Genomic DNA, 18,179 nt, shown 5'->3' with positions numbered 1-18,179 from the left:
TATGAAAAGGATGCTATTTTGTGGATTCTACAGTTTGCTTGAGGATTTTCAAGCCTTCATATACGGTTTCTCTGCTGATATTGAGTGCTGGAAGAAAAGAAAGGCTGCTTCCTTCCGTATTCATTAAAAGTCCGTTGGTGAGGGCTTTCTTTTTGACTTCTGAAGCATATTCTTCATCTTTCAAATCTACAGCAACAGCCATTCCTTTAATCCTGATTTCAGGAGTTTTTTTAAAATTGATCTTTAAAAGCTCATTTTTGAATATGCTGCTTACTTCTTCAATATTGCTTAAAAGCTCCTCGGTATGGTTGAGTAAATAATGGATCGTGGCAATGGCAGCATCTGTACCAATAGGGTGCCAGCCATAGGAGGAATACAGCCCAATCTTTCCTTTTATGGCTTTTGCAATTTCGGGAGTAGTCATTACTGCGCCCATACCTGCATAGCCAGAGGATAAAGCTTTGGCAAGGCACATAATATCTGGTTTAATGTTATAATGTTCTGAAGCGAAGAATTTACCGGTTCTAAAAAATCCTGTTATCGCTTCATCCATGATCAACAAGGTACCATGTTCTTTGCACAGCTGGTCAAGTTTTTCCATAAAACTTTCTTCCGGAATAACGACTCCCAGGTTAATGATCACCGGTTCCATGATGACAGCTGCGTATTCATTACGTTTAAGTTTTTCTTCTATTTTATTGAGTGAATCCTGGTTTAAAGGAGGGTCTATCTTTTCAAAACCGTGTAATAAATTGTGAAATTTATCGCCGTTTGAAGAAGTACCCGCGCTTAGAGCCCCAAAGGTATTGCCATGGTAACTTCCTTCTATGGATAATACCTTTTTCCGACCTGTGTACATCATTGCCATTTCAAGTGCGGCGTCTACTGCCTCCGATCCTCCTGTCATTCTGAAACTGGTAGTAAGGTGCTTTGGAGTTATTGCAGCAAGTAGTTCTGCCAGCTCTGCCCATGGTTTATAGTAAAAGTGAGGATATACATAAGAAGGTCTCCTGGAATTTCTTATGGCCAGCTCCACATCTTCAAGACCCCATCCCAGGTTGCCTACACCGGCACCGCCTAAAAAGTCGACATATTTTTTTCCATGGGGATCATATACATAACTCCCTTTAGCTTTTTCTACTTCGAGGTCCAGAACTGGCCCGCCCCGACCAAAAAACTTTTCATCTTTTTCTTTTACAGTCATAGCTTTCTTTTATAGTGTTTACTTAGAAGGTAAGAAAATATATGTGTTGACCTTGTTAGGAAAAAGTGAAAATATAAAAGCTCCTGTTTTTCAACAGGAGCTTGAAATCTATGAAATTTATGCTATAAAAAATTATAACCAAAAATGAAAGAGAATGTACTGTACTCGGTTCCCAAACTCATCTTTTTACCGGTAAGAGATCTATCTAGATGGTATCTGGCTTCCACGCTATAACGTTTGTGAGAAAAACCTCCTCCCAGGGAAAAATTAGTTCCTGTGTTGGTGTCAATATCTGTTTGATCATAAGAGTCAATAGCAGCAGTTTGAAAATCAAAAGAAGAATCACCCATTACCAAATCTACCGTATAAGTGAGGTTCAAAAAGATCCTGTTGCTTTCATTAAGGAAAAAATAATGTCTAACTCCAAATGGGATTTCCAGGCTCTGGTAATTTACTTCTACGATAGCATCGCCAAACCGGCCTTCAGGAAAGACAGCTTCACTCTGGAAATACTGGTAAGTAGGTTCTGCAATCAAGGCCCATTTATTTCTCAAAAATGGCAAAATATACTCACCTTCGAGTCCTAGTCTAAATGTAATTTTTTCTTCAAAATCAATGGATCTTTGAACTACATACGTTTTCATATTCAGGGAAGAAAAATTTATTCCCGGCCTTATGCTTAGATTAAAGGCATCTCTTTTAGATTGGTCTGAAAAATTTTTAAATTCTGTGTTCTGGCAATTGTTGTACCTGGTAAAGAATTTAACGAGATCCTTCTTTTTATAATCTGTTCCAGTAAAATCGTTTTGATCTAATTGCTCACATTGGAGAGTATTAAATAAATCCTGTTGGTACTGGTTGTTTTCCGAAATTCTTACAGAGAACTCCGGAACATAACGTTTGTAGACGAGGGCTTCAATTTTACTGTTGTCATTTCGGAAGAAAAACTGCTCATTAGATCCATTTTTATAATGTAAAAGATCTGCTTTTCCATCTACCAGCATTTTTAAAAATACCTGTTCTTCCTCATATTCAAATCGGCCGTGGTTGCTTAAATCTTTTAAATTGTGATTGGACTTATCAATGGGAACCTGTGCACGTAAATAGATTGTTTCATTATCAATGCCAAATTCTGAAACATCTTTCAGCTGAAGCGTTTGAGCCACAGCAGCTTCTGAAGTTTTAAAAGTTATTTCGGAAGGATTATTTTTCCAGCCAACATTTTTGATAAGAACCTCCTGTTTCTCACCAGCATTGTTCTTGTAATAGCCTTTGTCAAATGTTATTTGTGAAGAGGCTGAAATTGTTAAAATACAGGTTGTTAAGAGCGTAAAAAAGTATTTCATTTGGGAATTAGTATTTGTTAAAATCGTGCTAAAGTAGTTTTTTTCTGAAGAAGTTCAAGAAATGGAAAGGAAAAGCTCCTTCACTTCAAAAAATTCTATCATCCCTTTTCCGTTTGTTCTTTCTCATTTATATTTTATTATAATTCAATTTTGGAAGCGGAATTAGTTTGATGGAATCATGTAGAACTGTCAAAGCACGTTAAATATCGCGAGAACGGCTTAAGTTTTAAATTTCTTGAAAATTTAACGATTCGGGTTAAAGTGTTTTAATTAATTGTATTTCAAATGGATATGTTTTTATTTTTAGCTGAATCCTAAAAAAAAAGACTATGAAACGAATTTATCTTTTACTTTTTGCATTTATACTTTTGACAGTAGCAAGTTGTGGACCTGGAGTTGAAACGGCTCGCCCCTCAAATGTAGATTTGAGCAAATACAACACTTTCGCTTTTTTGCCCAATAGCAATGCTGAAGTCCCCGGGAAATCATACAATGATGAAAGTATTAACCAGCTCGTTGTAGAATCGGTGAACCAGAATATGCGTGAGGCAGGATATACGCTGGAACGTGAAAATCCAGATTTACTTGTACTTGTTAGCACCAGGACTGAAATAGAAAGAGAAACAACTACAGATCCCATGTATGCTACTTATCCTTATACCGCAGGTATGGGGAGTGTAAGTCCTTATTATAATTCTTATTATTATCGAGGTTATAATACCTTTGGCGGCGGAATTGTAGGATACGATACCGATACTTATGCCTATGAACAGGGTACTGTGATTATCAACCTGGTAGACAGGGAAACCAAGGAAACCGTATGGAAAGGAGTGACCTCAGACCCTCTATATGACCAGCCTAACCCACAGGCTATGAAAGACCTGGTAAATACTATTTTTGAAGAATATCCTCTCACTGAAAATTAGAAATTTAATTTCAGGCAAAATAAAAAGGCGGCCCGCAGGCCGCCTTTCTCATTTTTTATTTTTTATGTTCAAGCCATATCCTGGCATTTTCGAAAGCTTCTACCCAGGGAGAAACCTCGTCCTGCCTGTCTTTAGGATAATACGCCCAGTTCCATGGGAACGTAGAACGTTCCAGGTGAGGCATAATAGCCACATGCCTGCCATTATCACTGGCCAAGATAGCGGTATTATTATGCGAGCCATTGGGATTTGAAGGATAGGCATCATAGCCGTATTCTCCAATGATGTTGTAACGTTCCTTTTCATAAGGGAAACTGAATTTCCCTTCCCCATGCGCTGCCCAGATTCCAAGCCTACTGCCTGATAGAGTATGTAGCATTACCGAATCATTTTGTGAAATTTCAACCGAAGTAAAGTTACACTCAAATTTTCCCGAATCATTGTGCAGCATTTTTGGTTTTTCTTCATGATCTGGGTTTAATAATCCCAGTTCCACGAATAGCTGGCAACCATTACAAACTCCTATGGAAAGCGTGTCTTCCCTGGCAAAGAAATTATTGAGCGCGGCTTTTGCTTTCTCGTTGTAAAGAAAAGCTCCGGCCCAGCCTTTTGCACTTCCAAGTACATCTGAATTTGAGAAACCTCCCACCGCAGCAATGAATTGGATGTCTTCCAGGGTTTCCCTACCTGTAATAAGATCGGTCATGTGAACGTCTTTTACATCAAAACCTGCCATGTCCATGGCATAAGCCATTTCCCGTTCAGAATTAGATCCTTTCTCTCGAATGATCGCGGCTTTGATCTTTTTCTCACCTTCAGCTGAGCTGCGAGGTCGTTTTCCTGTAAAATGCTCAGGAAATCTAAAATGCAGCGGTTGTTTTGCGTAATTATTATATCGCTCTGTGGCTTTATCTAGTCCGCTTTGTTTTTGATCGAGTAAAAAAGAGGTTTTAGACCAGGTATTTCGCAACTTCGGAATTTCAAATTCCAGCTCCTCAGTACCATTTTTGATACTTAGAATTTTTCCTAGAGAAGGAGTTCCAATTTTATGGAATTCAATGTTATTTTCGGCAAGAACAGTTTCTACAGAAGCATCTTTTGCCTGAAAAACAATTCCGCAGTTTTCTGAAAAAAGAAGTTTTACCGAGTCTTTCTCATTTAAGCCTGAAAGATCAAGATTAGCAGCAAGATCTACATCTGCAAAGCACATTTCCAGAAGGGTGGTAATTAATCCACCTGAAGAAATATCGTGCCCGGCAAGAATCTTACCTTTTTTGATCAGCTCCTGAATGGTATTAAAAGTCTGTACGAATTTTTCATTCTCTTTAATGGTAGGAACTTCATTCCCAATTTTGTTCAGGATCTGTGCAAAAGAGGACCCCCCCAATTTATAAGCATCCTGCGATAAATTGATGTAGTAGATTTCACCACCGTCCTTTTGCAGCACCGGTTCTACCACTTTAGTGATATCATCACAATGCCCTGCAGCCGAAATAATTACCGTTCCAGGAGACAGCACATCCTGATTTTTATATTTTTGTTTCATGGAGAGCGAATCCTTTCCGGTAGGAATATTTATTCCGAGGGAAATTGCAAAATCTGAAACTCCCTGAACTGCCTCATATAATCTCGCATCTTCACCTTCATTGTTACACGGCCACATCCAGTTTGCCGAAAGAGAAATTGATTTTAAACCTTTTTCCAATGGAGCCCAAACAATGTTGGAAAGTGCTTCTGCAATCGAATTTTTGGAACCGGCGACAGGATCGACCAAAGCCGAAACAGGGGAGTGGCCAATCGAAGTCGCAACGCCTTCTTTTCCGTTGTAATCCAGTGCCATTACGCCGCAGTTGTTAAGTGGCAACTGTAAAGGCCCGGCCGTTTGCTGTTTTGCCACTTTCCCCGTTACACAACGATCGACTTTATTCGTTAGCCAGTCTTTAGAACCCACAGCTTCCAACTGTAGCACCTGATCTAGATAATCGTGAAGTTTTTCTGGAGAATAGCTTATTTCTGAATAGTTTCTTTTGACGGTTTTGTCCTCCATGATGGTTTTTGGAGAACTTCCGAACATATCGCCAAGTGCAAGATCCATTGGTTTCTCGCCCGAAGTTTTACTTTCAAAAGTAAATTGCCGGTCTTCAGTAACATTTCCGACAGAATACAATGGAGTCCGTTCGCGTTCAGCGATCTTTTTCATGGTGATAAGGTCATTCTCACCAATCACCAATCCCATTCTTTCCTGTGATTCGTTTCCAATAATTTCTTTTGCTGATAAAGTTGGATCACCTACAGGAAGTGCATCAAGATCTATATTTCCTCCGGTATCTTCCACCAGTTCGCTCAGGCAGTTCAAATGGCCGCCGGCACCGTGATCGTGAATGGAAACAATTGGATTCTCGTCCGCTTCCACCATCGCCCGAATGGTATTGGCTGCTCTTTTCTGCATTTCAGGATTTGAGCGTTGTACGGCATTAAGTTCAATTCCGCTGCTGAATTCTCCTGTATCTGCGGAAGAAACAGCGGCGCCACCCATCCCAATTCGGTAATTTTCTCCTCCTAAAACAACGATCTTATTTCCCTTTTTTGGAACATCTTTGATCGCCTGGCTGGCTTTACCGTAGCCAATTCCGCCGGCTTGCATAATTACTTTATCATATGCCAACGGCCGGTCATTTTCGGAATGTTCAAAAGTGAGTACAGATCCTGCAATTAAAGGCTGCCCGAATTTATTACCGAAATCTGAAGCTCCGTTGGAAGCCTTGATCAAAATGTCCATGGGAGTTTGGTAAAGCCAGGGTCTTGCAGGCATTGCTTTTTCCCATTCCCGGTTTTCCTCAAGCCTGGAATAAGAAGTCATGTAAACCGCAGTTCCTGCCAGTGGCAAAGAACCTTTTCCGCCGGCAAGCCTGTCGCGGATCTCTCCACCGCTTCCGGTAGCAGCACCGTTAAAAGGCTCTACTGTGGTTGGAAAATTGTGAGTTTCAGCTTTTAGAGAAATTACTGAATCATAATCTGATTTCTTGTAAAAATCAGGTTTGTCGGCACTTTTTGGAGCAAATTGCTCCACTCGCGGACCTTTTAGAAAAGCCACATTATCCTTATAAGCTGAAACTATTTCATTCGGGTTTTCTTCCGAAGTTTTTCTAATGAGTTTGAAAAGGGAAACCGGCTTTTCTTCTCCGTCAATCACGAATGTGCCATTAAAGATCTTGTGACGGCAGTGTTCAGAATTTACCTGAGAAAAGCCAAATACTTCGGAATCGGTTAATTTGCGCCCCAGCCTTTCAGAAAGCTTTTCGAGATATTCCACCTCTTCAGAATTTAAAGCCAGTCCTTCTTTTTGGTTATAGTCTGAAATATCTTCTACCTCAACGACCGGTTCGGGCTCAATATTGATGGTAAAAATTTCTTGATCAAGCCCTTCATATTTTTGAGAGAGCATAGGGTCAAAATTGGAATAATGGCGATCAACCTGCAGGAATTCCTCTATTCGAACAATGCCGTCAATTCCCATATTTTGAGTAATTTCTACGGCGTTGGTACTCCACGGAGTGATCATGGCGGCACGGGGACCAACAAAAAAATCTGCCAGGGCAGATTTGTTTAAGTATTTCGCGTTTCCAAATAACCAGTTCAATTTGGAGATGTTTTCAGCCGAAAGTGCCTTATGGGTTTGAACGGCGTAGAACTTATTGGGATGATTTCCGAAGAATAGGATCATTCTGGATGGTTTTGTATTGTTTGTGAGGAAGCAAATTTACATATTTTTAGAAGATATCGATTGTGTGTAAAATGAAAAAAGCCACAAATTCTATTTCGAATTTGTGGCTTTTTTCAATAAGGTTTTAGAAACTTAATAAGTTCCCAATCCGTCTACGGTATCTTTGTCTAATACTTCCCACTCTTCTTCATTGTACGTGGTATTTGGGGAAGTGATAGTGGATTTTCTTCTAAGAGTTTTATCTTTTCCGAAGTCAACATCTCCTTCTATTCCAATTATATCTATCAAAGTTCCGTTTAGGAAAAGGCCAACAGGATCATCTCCGTTGAAATCTACTGGAGCCCCGTTCAAACTGACATTTGCAGCATCTTTGATTTCCTGAGACTCTGTTCCCCCATTGGCAACTACAAACACAGCGCCATTGGCCAAAGTTCCTTCAAGAGTATATTCATTGCTCCATTCCCCGTTTCCGTTCACTTGTTTCTGAATGGAATACTGTGAAAGATCGACTTCCTCGCCGGTTAGGTTTACAATTTCAATAGCTTTGTTGAGGCCTCCTCCTTCAACATATTCAGAAAAGAATAAACCAGAGGAAGTTCCTCCGCCATTATTAGATTCTGTAGCGGTAGTTACTTCTACAGCAGCACTTAATGCCGATTCATTGTCATATATATCCCTTGCAAGTACGGCAACAGAATAAGTTGTTTCAGCTTCTAAATCAGAAATAGTAAATGCGGTGTTTGAAGTAGTTGCACTGTATTCGCCATCAAGGTAAATGTCATATTCCGATATTTCAGTATTGTCGGTTGATGTGTCCCAGGTTAGGCTTACGCTGTTGGAAGTAATAGTAGAAGCAGTAAGGTTTGCGGGAATTGTTGGCGCTTCGGTATCTTCATTTGTGGTAACTTCTATTGCGTCGCTTGCTTCCGAAATATTTCCCGCTAAATCTACAGCAGTAATACTTATGGAATACGTGGTTCCCGGAGTTAGACCCGAAATAGTTGTTGAGGTAGTGGTTGTAGAAGCTGTATTTTCACCATCTATGAATATGTTGTACCTGGCAATGCTTGAGTTGTCTGTTGAAGCTTCCCAGGTAAGAGTCACAGATTCGTAACCAACTTCAGAAGCTGTTACCTCTGTAGGGGCAGAGGGTGCTTCTTCGTCTCCATCTGCATTAATGTCCCATAAATTAGCTGCTTGGTCACCTCCCCAAATTCTGGTAGCAAGGTGCGGATTATCAATAAAAGGATTTCTGTTGCCTTGTGCGCCATAAATAACCTCGTTTCGTTGCATTTCCAATACTGAAACAGGATCTTCGGTATTCCATTCAAGGAATAGGTCTAAACCACCTATTTCAGAAAAGGGCTCATCATATCTTAAGTTCATGTACATGATCATACGCGCAACATCACCGCGCCACTCATCACCTGGAAAAAAAGAATTTCCATTCACTAATTTGTAAGATCCTTCCTCATCTGCAAAAGGATAATTTTCCCTTGTAGAATTCACTTGTACATCGGCAGCACGAAGGTGGTGCAAATCTCCTTTCGCAGTATTGCTAACCAAAGATTGTGGGTAAACGTGCTCTGTATTAAAGGTTTGTGTTTCATAAGAATTGCCGCCAGACAAATATTCTTCCCAATACCTGCTTTCCCCGGAATAGATAAGGATCACGTTGTCTTCATTGTTTGGATCTTCATCTGCCTGGTACAAATAATCATGCCTGTCGGTATATTCCAACATGTTGGTATGTTTGGCGATAGTAAGAACGGCAAGATCGTCATAGAGGTCTTCATTTTCTTCAGAAAAGTCTATTCCTTCATAATAATCTGTAAGGGCTGCAGGAATTTTGTAGTAGGTTTCCTCTGTTGGGTCTGGGTCGGGCTCTACAGGTGTGTTTACATCATCATCAGAACTACAACCAATGAGAAACAAGATGCTTAAAAAAGGTAAATAAAAGGATTTCTTCATCTTAGATTTTTAAAATGTTACTGTGTTTTATGAATGGTGGCAAAACTAAAGTTTATTTCCTGTTCCTTACATTAAGGAATGGTAAAATTTCCCTTCCATTCAGGATATTAAAGGGAGTTTAAAGAAAATAATCCTGTATTTTATTGAATGAAATACAGGATTATTAAAGATATTATTGCTTCGGAATTATTCTTTCTCCATCATGGCCATGTAGAAACCGTCAAAACCCGTTTCACTGGAAAGAATTTTTTTGTCTTCAACCAGTTTAAAAGTTTCACCATCTTCGGATTCGAGGAATTTTTCTACCTGTTGTTGATTCTCTGATGGCAAGACCGAGCAGGTCGCATAAACAAGTTTTCCTCCCGGTTTTACCATTTTTGAATACTGACTAAGGATTTGCTCCTGGGTCATTTTAATAGTATTAATAAATTCCGGTTGTAGCTTCCATTTCGCATCTGGATTGCGACTTAAAACGCCGAGGCCGCTACAAGGTGCATCAATAAGAACTCTGTCTGCAGATCTATAAAGTTTTTTGATCACCTTATTATTATCGATTAATCGGGGTTCAATATTATGAGCTCCCGCACGTCTTGCACGCCTTTTAAGTTCCTTCAGTTTATTAGCGTAAATATCTGTGGAAATAATTTGTCCCTTATTATCCATTTTTGAAGCCAGGTGAAGACTTTTTCCACCGGCACCGGCACAGGTATCTACCACCCGCATTCCGGGTTCGACCTGAAGAAAATCTGCCACCATTTGTGAAGAAGCATCCTGAACTTCAAAAAAGCCATTTTTGAAAGCTTCGGTCCTAAAGACGTTGGAGCGTTCCTTAAGCTGAAGGGCATCTGGATAACCATCCAAAAAGATGCTTTCTATATTCTCTTTTAGCAGTTCCTTTTGAAGATTTTCTTTCGTAGTTTTTAAGGTGTTCGTTCTAAGAATTACAGGCGCCTGTTCATTAAGTGCGTGAATTTCCTTTTCCCAAACTTCTTCGCCCAGTTCTTCTACACCCATTTCATCCAGCCAGTCTGGCACAGATTCCCTGAATTTTCTAATCTTGCTTAATTCATCAAATTTTCCTTTGATGCGGCGGGTAGGAGTGGGTTCCAATTGTTTCCAGTCTGGCAGTTCAATTCCTCTTAAAGTGGCCCAAACCGCGAATAATCTAAAGAGATTTTCTCTTGAATAAGGGGCTTTTACTTCGGCAATCTCTGAATATAGCCGTTTCCAGCGAACAATGTCGTAAGTGGTTTCGGCAATGAAGCTACGGTCACGGCTGCCCCATCGTTTGTCCCGCTTTAAGGTCTTTTCAATGACTTTGTCGGCATATTCGCCGTCGTTAAATATATTGGAGAGAGCATCTACGGTTGCAAATACTAAATTTCTGTGTAAGCGCATAAAATGTGTTTAAAGCTGCAAAGGTACGGTTTTTTGCTTCGGAATAATTTTATCTTTGATTATTCAAATTACATGAAATGAAGAAAATATTCATACTTATTGCCATTCTTTTTGCAGCTTGTAATTCCGAGGAAAAAGAGCAGCGCAAAAAGGCTTTTTCCGAAGTTGAAGTGGAAGTGGTTTTTGAAGATTCCATTAGTATAAGAGCCATTGATGTCATTGGCCATAACGTGGCTTTTGCCGGTTCTAACGGTATGTACGGACTTTATAATGCGGCGCAGCATAAAACCAAGGTGAATAAAATTCAGCATGATTCCATCTATCCGGAATTCAGGGCAGTGGCCAGCACCTCGCAGGATTTTTTCATGCTGAGTGTGGCAAATCCCGCTTTGCTGTACAAAACCGGCGACGCGGGTAAGATGAGGCTGGTATACCAGGAAGAAGATGAAAAGGTGTTCTATGATTCCATGATGTTTTGGAATGATACCGAGGGAATAGCAATGGGCGATCCGCTGGATAACTGCCTTTCAATAATCATCACGAGAAACGGTGGTAAGACCTGGAAAAAAGTTTCTTGTGACAATTTACCTGAAACCATGGAAGGCGAAGCGGCATTTGCGGCCAGTAATTCAAACATTGCAATAAAAGGAGACAAGACCTGGATCATTTCCGGCGGAAAAACATCACGCGTATTTTTTAGTCCGGATAAAGGTAAAACCTGGGATGTTTTTGATACACCAATTGTGCAGGGCGAAGCAACGACAGGAGCTTATTCTTTGGATTTTTATGATGAAAATACCGGAATTATCTTTGGTGGCGATTATACCAAACCTGAAGACAATAAGGCAAATAAAGCAATTACAAAGGATGGTGGGAAAACATGGCAACTGGTGAGTCCGGGTTCCGGGCCGGGTTATAAAAGCAGTGTACGTTTTGTGCCAAACAGCAAAGGGGAGGAGATAGTAGCTGTAGGTTTCACGGGTATTGCTTATTCTTCAAATAGGGGCAAATCCTGGAATGATCTTTCAGATGAGGGATTCTACACCCTCAGGTTTTTAAATGATTCTACGGCTTATGCAGCAGGAAAGAATAGAATCGCAAGGCTTAGTTTTAAGTGAAAATATTCCGGACAGGGGGCCTATCCGGAATAATAATGTTCATTAATTAAGGGTTAATTATTGAACATTTTTCGAATTTCTTGCACGATATTCTTTTAACAACTTCCGGTGAAAATCATCTTCCACCTTTTTTAACTGAATAATTCGTTTGGCAGAAAAATTTGCTCTTAGTTCCTCAAAAAATTGCTTTTGAAGCAGGTAATCTTCGCGTTCTATTTGAACGTATTCCTGTAACATTTCATTGGCTTCGTTTTCTGTAATGCATTCCAGGTTTTCTATGTCTGCATGCTCTCTTCTTCGAAGGTTCCTTCTTTTCTCTTCAAACCGGTTGTAAACAGGCCAGAATTTTTGAGCTTCCTGTGGAGAAAGATTCAATCCTTCTGTAATATAAGCGGTTTTCAAGGCTTGAATCTGCTCACGGTCATTATCGTTTTGTGCAAGCATTTGCAGCGAACTCAAAAGGAGGAAACCTAAAACATATAATTTTTTCATTTTATTTTTCATTAACCAAGACTGCAGGTTCTTCTACATTCTCATTAAGATATTGGTAAACGGCTTCAAAATCTACATCGGTGTTTTCTGCTTTGGAAAGAAAAGCCCCTTGTTCGTTAAAATATTGAGAGACATCTGGTTCCAGGGTCTCATAAAGATAAACTTCCAGGGTACTTATCTCCAGGTCTCCAAATTCTACGGGCTGCGCAGGATTGTTCAGCATAGTGCTGAACAAGGCAATAAATACGGCAGCGGCTCCTGCAACATAATAAAAGATCTCCTTGTTAAGCAGGGTAATAACCTTTGGCGTTTTCTTTTCTTCTTCAAGCTTCTGGAAAAGTTCAGTCTCGAAATTATCAAAATAATTTTCCGGAACTTTAAAGCCAGTCGATGACGGTAAATTTAAGTGCTCCTCCGCTTCCATTGAAGTTACCCGTTGCATAATGCGCTTGTCCAAAGTCTCGAAATATCCTTCCGGCACTTTGAAGTTCTTTTGCTTATGATATGGTAACTTATTCTTTTCCATTTAATTATTTGACCGAATTTTCTGTTTAAGGTTTAATTAGATCTTAGAAATTCCTCAATTTTTTTCGCTGCAATGTGATAAGATGCTTTCAACGCACCTTCTGATGTTCCTAAGATATTAGAAATTTCTTTATACTTCAACTCCTGGAAGTATTTCATGTTGAAAACCTGTTGCTGTTTTTCCGGTAACCGCGTGATGGCTTTCTGTAATTTCAACTGGATTTCATCGCCTTCAAAATAGACGTCACTTTCCAAATTGTTTACAATAGTATCCTGTAATTCTTCTGAAGTTACCTTGAATTTTCGTGCTTTCTGATTTAGAAAATTCAGAGCTTCATTGGTTGCTATGCGATACATCCAGGAAAATAACTGGCTATCTCCCTTAAACTGATGGATGTTTTTAAAAATCTTGATGAAAGTATTCTGCAGCACATCGTCTGTATCATCATGATCTTTGACAATGTTCCTTATCTGCCAGTAAAGCCTTTCTTTGTAAAGTGACACAAGTTCTCGAAAAGCGGCATTGCTTTTTTCGTTATCCTTAAGGTTATCGATAAGATCTTTTTCGGAAGTGTTCAAAGGAAGGTGAGGTGACTATGTTTCTTGATTTTTATAAAACAGCTGTAAAGATAGCTCTTATTGATAGAATTAAGCGTAAGATAATTTATTGTTTCTTTCGGCTGTTTTTCGACGAAATACACAAAAAAAAGGATAAAATACATAAAAGATTTGTAGGAATAAGTTTTAGTAGTATATTTACCCCAGTGAAAAAGACCATCTTTTTTGCTCCAAATTGATTTATTTCCATTAGCCCCAAGATGGAAAATGAATTTTATAAAAAATGGATGAAGCCTACTTCATCCATTTCTTATTTTTAAGATATTGTGGATTGTTCTTATTCGAAAGATTGCATCGCAACCAGCTTTTGATAAGTTCCGTTTAACGAAAGCAATTCTTCGTGTTTACCTTCCTCCACTATTTCACCTTTTTTCATAACTACAATCTTGTCTGCATTTTGAATAGTAGATAATCTGTGGGCAATAACAATAGATGTGCGATTGCGCATCATGTTTTCCAGTGCTTGTTGCACCAGTCTTTCACTTTCAGTATCAAGCGCAGAGGTGGCTTCATCCAGAATCATGATAGGCGGATTCTTTAAAACTGCGCGGGCAATTGATAGGCGCTGCTTTTGCCCTCCACTAAGCTTATTTCCGCTGTCGCCAATGTTCGTATCCAGCTGCTTCGGAAGCGTTTTTACAAACTCCCATGCATTTGCTATTTTTAGAGCTTCAATAATTTCTTCTTCGGTAGCATCCTGTTTCCCAAGACTTATGTTGTTCCTAATAGTGTCATTAAAAAGAATGGAATCTTGTGTTACAAGTCCCATTAGTTCCCTCAGCGATCTTTTGGTAATTTGGCGAATGTCTGTACCATCTACTTTAATAGCCCCTTCATTTACATCATAAAACCGTGTGACGAGGTTGGCAATAGTTGATTTTCCACTTCCCGATTGTCCTACCAGCGCAACAGTTTGCCCTTTTTCGACTTTAAGACTAAAATTCTTCAGGACATTCTCATCTTCATATCTAAAGTAAATATTCTCAATCTCCACTGAATCTTCAAAACTTTGCTTTTCTACTGCATTGGGAGCATCGGTAATAGTAGAAGGAGTATCCAGCACCTGGAAAATTCTTTCTGCAGCAGCGTCTCCTTTTCGAACACTATAAGAGGCTTTGCTAATTTGTTTTGCGGGAGTAAGGATGTTGTATGCCAGTCCCATAAAAGCGATAAAAGTAGCACCATCTAAAGTTTCTTCCACAAGCACCATATGTCCTCCAAACCAAAGAATTACCACTATTACAAAGATCCCCAGAAACTCACTGGTTGGAGAAGCGAGGTTCTGCCGGTTGAGAAGACTGTTCAGGATGTTCTTTAACCTATTGGTGGAATCCTGAAATTTGTTCCTCATCTTGTCTTCCGCATTAAAACCTTTTATGATTTTTAAACTTGACAGGGTTTCTTCTACAAGCGATAGGAAATAACCATTTTCTTCCTGGGCTTCATTTGATTTACTTTTAAGTTTTTTTCCTATAGCAGAAATGATAAATCCTGAAATAGGCAGAAAAATAAAAACAAATAAGGTAAGGGTAGGGCTCATGATCAACATGGCCGTGATAGTGAAAATAATAAGCAATGGCTCTCTTACCACTAATTCCAGGATAGACAGGAATGAACTTTGTACCTCATTGACATCTGCAGTGATCCTGGAAATGGTATCTCCTTTTCTTTTTTCAGAAAAGTAAGAAACCGGTAAGGAAAGAATTTTGTCATAAATGGCATTTCTAACATCTCTTAGAACTCCATTCCGCAGGAAAGTGATAAAAAATGCTGCTAGATAGCCGAAGAGGTTTTTTAGAAAGAAAAGAACCACGACGACTCCGCAAATAAAGATCAGGGCGGTAACTTCATCTGCATTCACGCGTTGTGTAACCTCATAATTAAACCAGTCTACGACGTAATCCTTTAATTCCCTCCAGCCTTCCCATTTTGGTGCTATAGCAACTCTTTTGGTTTTGTCAAACAGAATCTGGATCACCGGGATAAGGGCGAGGAAAGACAAAGTCCCAAAAAGAGCGTAGAAAATATTACAAATTATATTCAATATCGCGTACCTTTTATACGGTACTGCGAATTGAAGAATCTTCTTAAAATAATTCATTTAATAGGACTTACGCCAGTTTTAATTCAGATTTTATTTCTGAAATTTTTTCAGATAATTCAGCGCTTACCTGGTCGTAATTTGAGGGTTTATCAAGGCTGCCGTTGACGCTAAAATAAAATTTAATCTTAGGTTCTGTACCACTTGGCCTGGCAGCAACCTTTGTTCCGTTCTCGGTGTAATAAATGAGCACATTTGATTTTGGTACGTCCAGCTTTTGAATTTCACTGGAATCTGAAGCGCTGTTAATGGCTTCACTGCTCAAATAATCCTCCACCAAAACCACCTTTTCGCCACCTATTTCCTCTAATGGATTTTCTCTAAGGCTAATCATCATGTTTTTTATTTGCGCTTCCCCGTCAATTCCTTTTTTTACCAAAGAGACCAGTTCTTCTCGATAGAGACCATATTTCTGGTAAAGTTCCAGTAGTTTTTCGTAGAAAGAAATGCCTTCTGCCTTCATTTGTGCAGCAATTTCGCAGGAAAGAAGGGTCGCAGTCACAGCGTCCTTATCTCTTACAAAATCACCCACCATATAACCAAAGCTTTCTTCGCCACCACCAATAAAATCAAGTTCCGGGTGATCTTTGATCATCTTTGCGATCCACTTAAAGCCGGTTAACCCTTCTTTGTATTCCACACCGTAATCTTCAGCAATGATGCGTATCATTGGGGTAGAAACAATGGTGGAACCTACGAATTCCCTGCCTTTTATTCTATCCTGTCTTTTCCACTGTTCCAGTAAGAACCATGTCATCACCAACATGGTCTGGTTACCGTTAAGCAACACCATTTTGCCGTCGAGATCTTTCACAGCGACACCAAGCCTGTCGCAGTCTGGATCTGTTCCTATAACAATGTCTGCATCTTTTTGAGCGGCAAGCTCTAATGCCATTTTTAAGGCTTCAGGTTCTTCGGGGTTAGGAGATTCTACCGTTGGGAAATTCCCGTTAGGTTCTTCCTGTTCTTTTACAATTTCAACATTTTTATAGCCTGCTTTCTCCAGCACCTTCGGAATCATTGTAATGGAAGTCCCATGGAGAGAGGTAAATACGATCTTCAGGTTTTCTTTAGCTGAATCGGGCGTATTAAAGCTTCCATTTTCAACCGAAGCCTTTGCGAATGCCTCGTCGACTTCCGTATCGATCTTATGAATGAGCGTATAGTCCGCGTTGAAATTAATTTCCGTATAATCAAGTCCGTTAATCTCCTCTACAATTTCTTTGTCCTGAGGTGGAACGAGTTGACCACCATCCTGCCAGTAAACTTTGTAGCCGTTATATTCCGGCGGATTGTGACTTGCAGTAAGCACGATCCCTGTGTGGCAATCAAGATATTTCACAGCAAAAGAAAGCTCGGGAGTAGGGCGCAGGTCGCTGAAAAGATACACCTGAATTCCATTTGCCGAAAAAACATCGGCCACGGTTTGCGCGAGTTCCTTGCTGTTATTCCTGCAATCAAAAGCTATTACTACTTTAATATCTTCCTCTTCAAATTGCTTTTTTAGATAATTAGAGAGACCCTGAGTGTTTTTTCCGAGGGTATATTCATTGATCCTGTTAGTTCCCGGGCCCATGATACCACGCATTCCGCCCGTACCAAATTCCAGGTCCTTGTAGAAACTTTCTTTAAGTTCGTCGGGATTATTTTGAAGAAGGTCCTGAACTTTTTGTTGTGTATTGGCATCAAAAGGAGCCTTTGTCCAGGATTCTGCCCTGCTCTTAATATCGTAGTAACTCATTGCTTTCTCTTATTTTTAAACAAAAATAAGGATTTAATGGGAAAGGAAACTAAAATTACTCTGTAGTTTGGCTTATACGATAGCGTTCCTTCTCCCGGCTGCTTCTAAGTATAAGTTCTCCAAGAAAGCCGGTTAGGAAGAATAACGTCCCAATAATCATTGTTACCAGGGAAATGTAAAACCACGGATTATTGGTCACAAGAATATTAGGCAGGCCATGGTGCAGTTTGTAGAGTTTGGTAGCTCCAATCCAGGCGGCGGCGAGAAAACCCAGTACGAACATGAGAATACCCAGTGCTCCAAATAAGTGCATAGGGCGTTTTCCAAATTTGGAAAGAAACCAAATAGTGATTAGATCAAGAAAACCATTGATAAAGCGCTCCACCCCAAATTTTGTTTTTCCGTATTTGCGGGCCTGGTGCTTTACTACTTTTTCGTTAATGCGGGAATACCCTGCATTCTTGGCTAACACCGGGATGTAGCGGTGCATTTCGCCATAAACGTCAATGTTTTTGACCACTCTTTTTTTGTAGGCTTTTAAACCGCAGTTAAAATCATGTAATTTGAGTCCCGAAGTTTTTCGTGCAGCTGCATTGAACAGTTTGGAAGGAAGATTTTTTGAAAGAACCGAATCATACCTTTTTTTCTTCCAGCCCGAAATGAGGTCGTAATTTTCTTTAGTGATCAAATCATAAAGTTCCGGGATTTCTTCAGGGTTGTCCTGCAAATCGGCATCCATGGTAATGATCACATCACCCTGTGCTTTTTCAAAACCTACGTGTAGTGCCTGTGATTTTCCGTAGTTGCGGTTAAATTTGACACCTTTTACAAAACCATCTTTTTGTGAAATTTCCTGTATGATTTTCCAGGAATCATCTGTACTGCCATCATCAATAAAAATGATTTCATAAGAAAAGGAATTGGATCGCATAACGCTTGCGATCCAATCATATAATTCCTTTAAAGATTCCTCTTCATTAAGAAGAGGAATAACAATTGATAATTGCATTTAATA

The 18,179-nt window shown here is 39.6% G+C and carries 13 protein-coding genes; 2 read left to right on the top strand and 11 right to left on the bottom strand.

Going from position 1 to position 18,179, the window contains the following annotated elements; all coding sequences use genetic code 11:
- Positions 1-13: 13 nt before the first annotated feature.
- Together ACOV1Q_RS09945 and ACOV1Q_RS09940 are read right to left on the bottom strand one after the other, a co-directional pair.
- Positions 14-1,204: a class-III pyridoxal-phosphate-dependent aminotransferase gene (locus ACOV1Q_RS09945; RefSeq protein ID WP_424494226.1), complete on the bottom strand. Its 1,191-nt coding sequence runs from the start codon at positions 1,202-1,204 to the stop codon at positions 14-16.
- Positions 1,205-1,326: 122 nt separating this feature from the next.
- The gene (locus ACOV1Q_RS09940) at positions 1,327-2,550 is read right to left on the bottom strand and encodes a hypothetical protein (RefSeq protein ID WP_424494225.1); all 1,224 of its coding nucleotides are present in this window, start codon (positions 2,548-2,550) and stop codon (positions 1,327-1,329) included.
- Positions 2,551-2,879: 329 nt separating this feature from the next.
- On the opposite strand from ACOV1Q_RS09940, the gene ACOV1Q_RS09935 reads away from it, so the two are divergent.
- Positions 2,880-3,476 carry a DUF4136 domain-containing protein gene (locus ACOV1Q_RS09935; protein WP_424494224.1) on the top strand — a complete coding sequence of 199 codons (597 nt, stop codon included), beginning with the start codon at positions 2,880-2,882 and terminating at the stop codon, positions 3,474-3,476.
- A gap of 55 nt (positions 3,477-3,531) precedes the next feature.
- On the opposite strand, the gene purL is transcribed toward ACOV1Q_RS09935, so the two are convergent.
- The 3 genes from purL to ACOV1Q_RS09920 all read right to left on the bottom strand — a co-directional run bounded on the left by purL (position 3,532) and on the right by ACOV1Q_RS09920 (position 10,569).
- Positions 3,532-7,200 carry a phosphoribosylformylglycinamidine synthase gene (gene purL, locus ACOV1Q_RS09930; protein ID WP_424494223.1) on the bottom strand — a complete coding sequence of 1,223 codons (3,669 nt, stop codon included), beginning with the start codon at positions 7,198-7,200 and terminating at the stop codon, positions 3,532-3,534.
- Positions 7,201-7,332: 132 nt separating this feature from the next.
- Positions 7,333-9,171 (bottom strand): endonuclease, encoded by a 1,839-nt coding sequence (locus tag ACOV1Q_RS09925; protein ID WP_424494222.1) that lies wholly within the window; start codon positions 9,169-9,171, stop codon positions 7,333-7,335.
- A gap of 186 nt (positions 9,172-9,357) precedes the next feature.
- Positions 9,358-10,569: an RsmB/NOP family class I SAM-dependent RNA methyltransferase gene (locus ACOV1Q_RS09920; protein ID WP_424494221.1), complete on the bottom strand. Its 1,212-nt coding sequence runs from the start codon at positions 10,567-10,569 to the stop codon at positions 9,358-9,360.
- 77 nt (positions 10,570-10,646) lie between these two features.
- Between ACOV1Q_RS09920 and ACOV1Q_RS09915 the strand changes: the two genes are divergently transcribed.
- Complete coding sequence (locus tag ACOV1Q_RS09915) at positions 10,647-11,687, top strand: WD40/YVTN/BNR-like repeat-containing protein (protein WP_424494220.1); 1,041 nt, start codon at positions 10,647-10,649, stop codon at positions 11,685-11,687.
- 57 nt (positions 11,688-11,744) lie between these two features.
- On the opposite strand, the gene ACOV1Q_RS09910 is transcribed toward ACOV1Q_RS09915, so the two are convergent.
- The 6 genes from ACOV1Q_RS09910 to ACOV1Q_RS09885 form a co-directional block, all read right to left on the bottom strand.
- The gene (locus tag ACOV1Q_RS09910) at positions 11,745-12,179 is read right to left on the bottom strand and encodes a hypothetical protein (RefSeq protein ID WP_424494219.1); all 435 of its coding nucleotides are present in this window, start codon (positions 12,177-12,179) and stop codon (positions 11,745-11,747) included.
- A 1-nt stretch (position 12,180) separates the two neighbouring features.
- A complete protein-coding gene (locus ACOV1Q_RS09905; protein WP_424494218.1) occupies positions 12,181-12,705 on the bottom strand; it encodes a hypothetical protein in 525 nt (174 codons plus the stop codon).
- Positions 12,706-12,737: 32 nt separating this feature from the next.
- Complete coding sequence (locus ACOV1Q_RS09900; protein ID WP_424494217.1) at positions 12,738-13,283, bottom strand: RNA polymerase sigma factor; 546 nt, start codon at positions 13,281-13,283, stop codon at positions 12,738-12,740.
- Between the two features lie 316 nt (positions 13,284-13,599).
- Positions 13,600-15,423, bottom strand: coding sequence for an ABC transporter ATP-binding protein (locus tag ACOV1Q_RS09895; RefSeq protein ID WP_424494216.1), 1,824 nt, complete (start codon positions 15,421-15,423; stop codon positions 13,600-13,602).
- 10 nt (positions 15,424-15,433) lie between these two features.
- Positions 15,434-17,164 carry a phospho-sugar mutase gene (locus tag ACOV1Q_RS09890; protein ID WP_424494215.1) on the bottom strand — a complete coding sequence of 577 codons (1,731 nt, stop codon included), beginning with the start codon at positions 17,162-17,164 and terminating at the stop codon, positions 15,434-15,436.
- A gap of 55 nt (positions 17,165-17,219) precedes the next feature.
- Positions 17,220-18,173, bottom strand: a complete 954-nt coding sequence (locus ACOV1Q_RS09885; RefSeq protein ID WP_424494214.1) for a glycosyltransferase family 2 protein — start codon at positions 18,171-18,173, stop codon at positions 17,220-17,222.
- Between the last annotated feature and the right edge of the window lie 6 nt (positions 18,174-18,179).

The sequence above is a fragment of the Salinimicrobium maris genome (assembly GCF_049680855.1).
Classification (GTDB): Bacteria; Bacteroidota; Bacteroidia; order Flavobacteriales; family Flavobacteriaceae; genus Salinimicrobium.
The sequence above is the reverse complement of the archived record's forward strand: the minus strand, read 5'-3'. Positions and strand labels throughout refer to the sequence as shown.

Excerpts from the sequence above, each read along its gene's own strand:
- ACOV1Q_RS09945 (WP_424494226.1), bottom strand. The coding sequence starts at position 1,204 with ATGACTGTAAAAGAAAAAGATGAAAAGTTTTTTGGTCGGGGCGGGCCA.
- ACOV1Q_RS09940 (WP_424494225.1), bottom strand. The coding sequence starts at position 2,550 with ATGAAATACTTTTTTACGCTCTTAACAACCTGTATTTTAACAATTTCA.
- ACOV1Q_RS09935 (WP_424494224.1), top strand. The coding sequence starts at position 2,880 with ATGAAACGAATTTATCTTTTACTTTTTGCATTTATACTTTTGACAGTA.
- purL (WP_424494223.1), bottom strand. The coding sequence starts at position 7,200 with ATGATCCTATTCTTCGGAAATCATCCCAATAAGTTCTACGCCGTTCAA.
- ACOV1Q_RS09925 (WP_424494222.1), bottom strand. The coding sequence starts at position 9,171 with ATGAAGAAATCCTTTTATTTACCTTTTTTAAGCATCTTGTTTCTCATT.
- ACOV1Q_RS09920 (WP_424494221.1), bottom strand. The coding sequence starts at position 10,569 with ATGCGCTTACACAGAAATTTAGTATTTGCAACCGTAGATGCTCTCTCC.
- ACOV1Q_RS09915 (WP_424494220.1), top strand. The coding sequence starts at position 10,647 with ATGAAGAAAATATTCATACTTATTGCCATTCTTTTTGCAGCTTGTAAT.
- ACOV1Q_RS09910 (WP_424494219.1), bottom strand. The coding sequence starts at position 12,179 with ATGAAAAAATTATATGTTTTAGGTTTCCTCCTTTTGAGTTCGCTGCAA.
- ACOV1Q_RS09905 (WP_424494218.1), bottom strand. The coding sequence starts at position 12,705 with ATGGAAAAGAATAAGTTACCATATCATAAGCAAAAGAACTTCAAAGTG.
- ACOV1Q_RS09895 (WP_424494216.1), bottom strand. The coding sequence starts at position 15,423 with ATGAATTATTTTAAGAAGATTCTTCAATTCGCAGTACCGTATAAAAGG.
- ACOV1Q_RS09890 (WP_424494215.1), bottom strand. The coding sequence starts at position 17,164 with ATGAGTTACTACGATATTAAGAGCAGGGCAGAATCCTGGACAAAGGCT.
- ACOV1Q_RS09885 (WP_424494214.1), bottom strand. The coding sequence starts at position 18,173 with ATGCAATTATCAATTGTTATTCCTCTTCTTAATGAAGAGGAATCTTTA.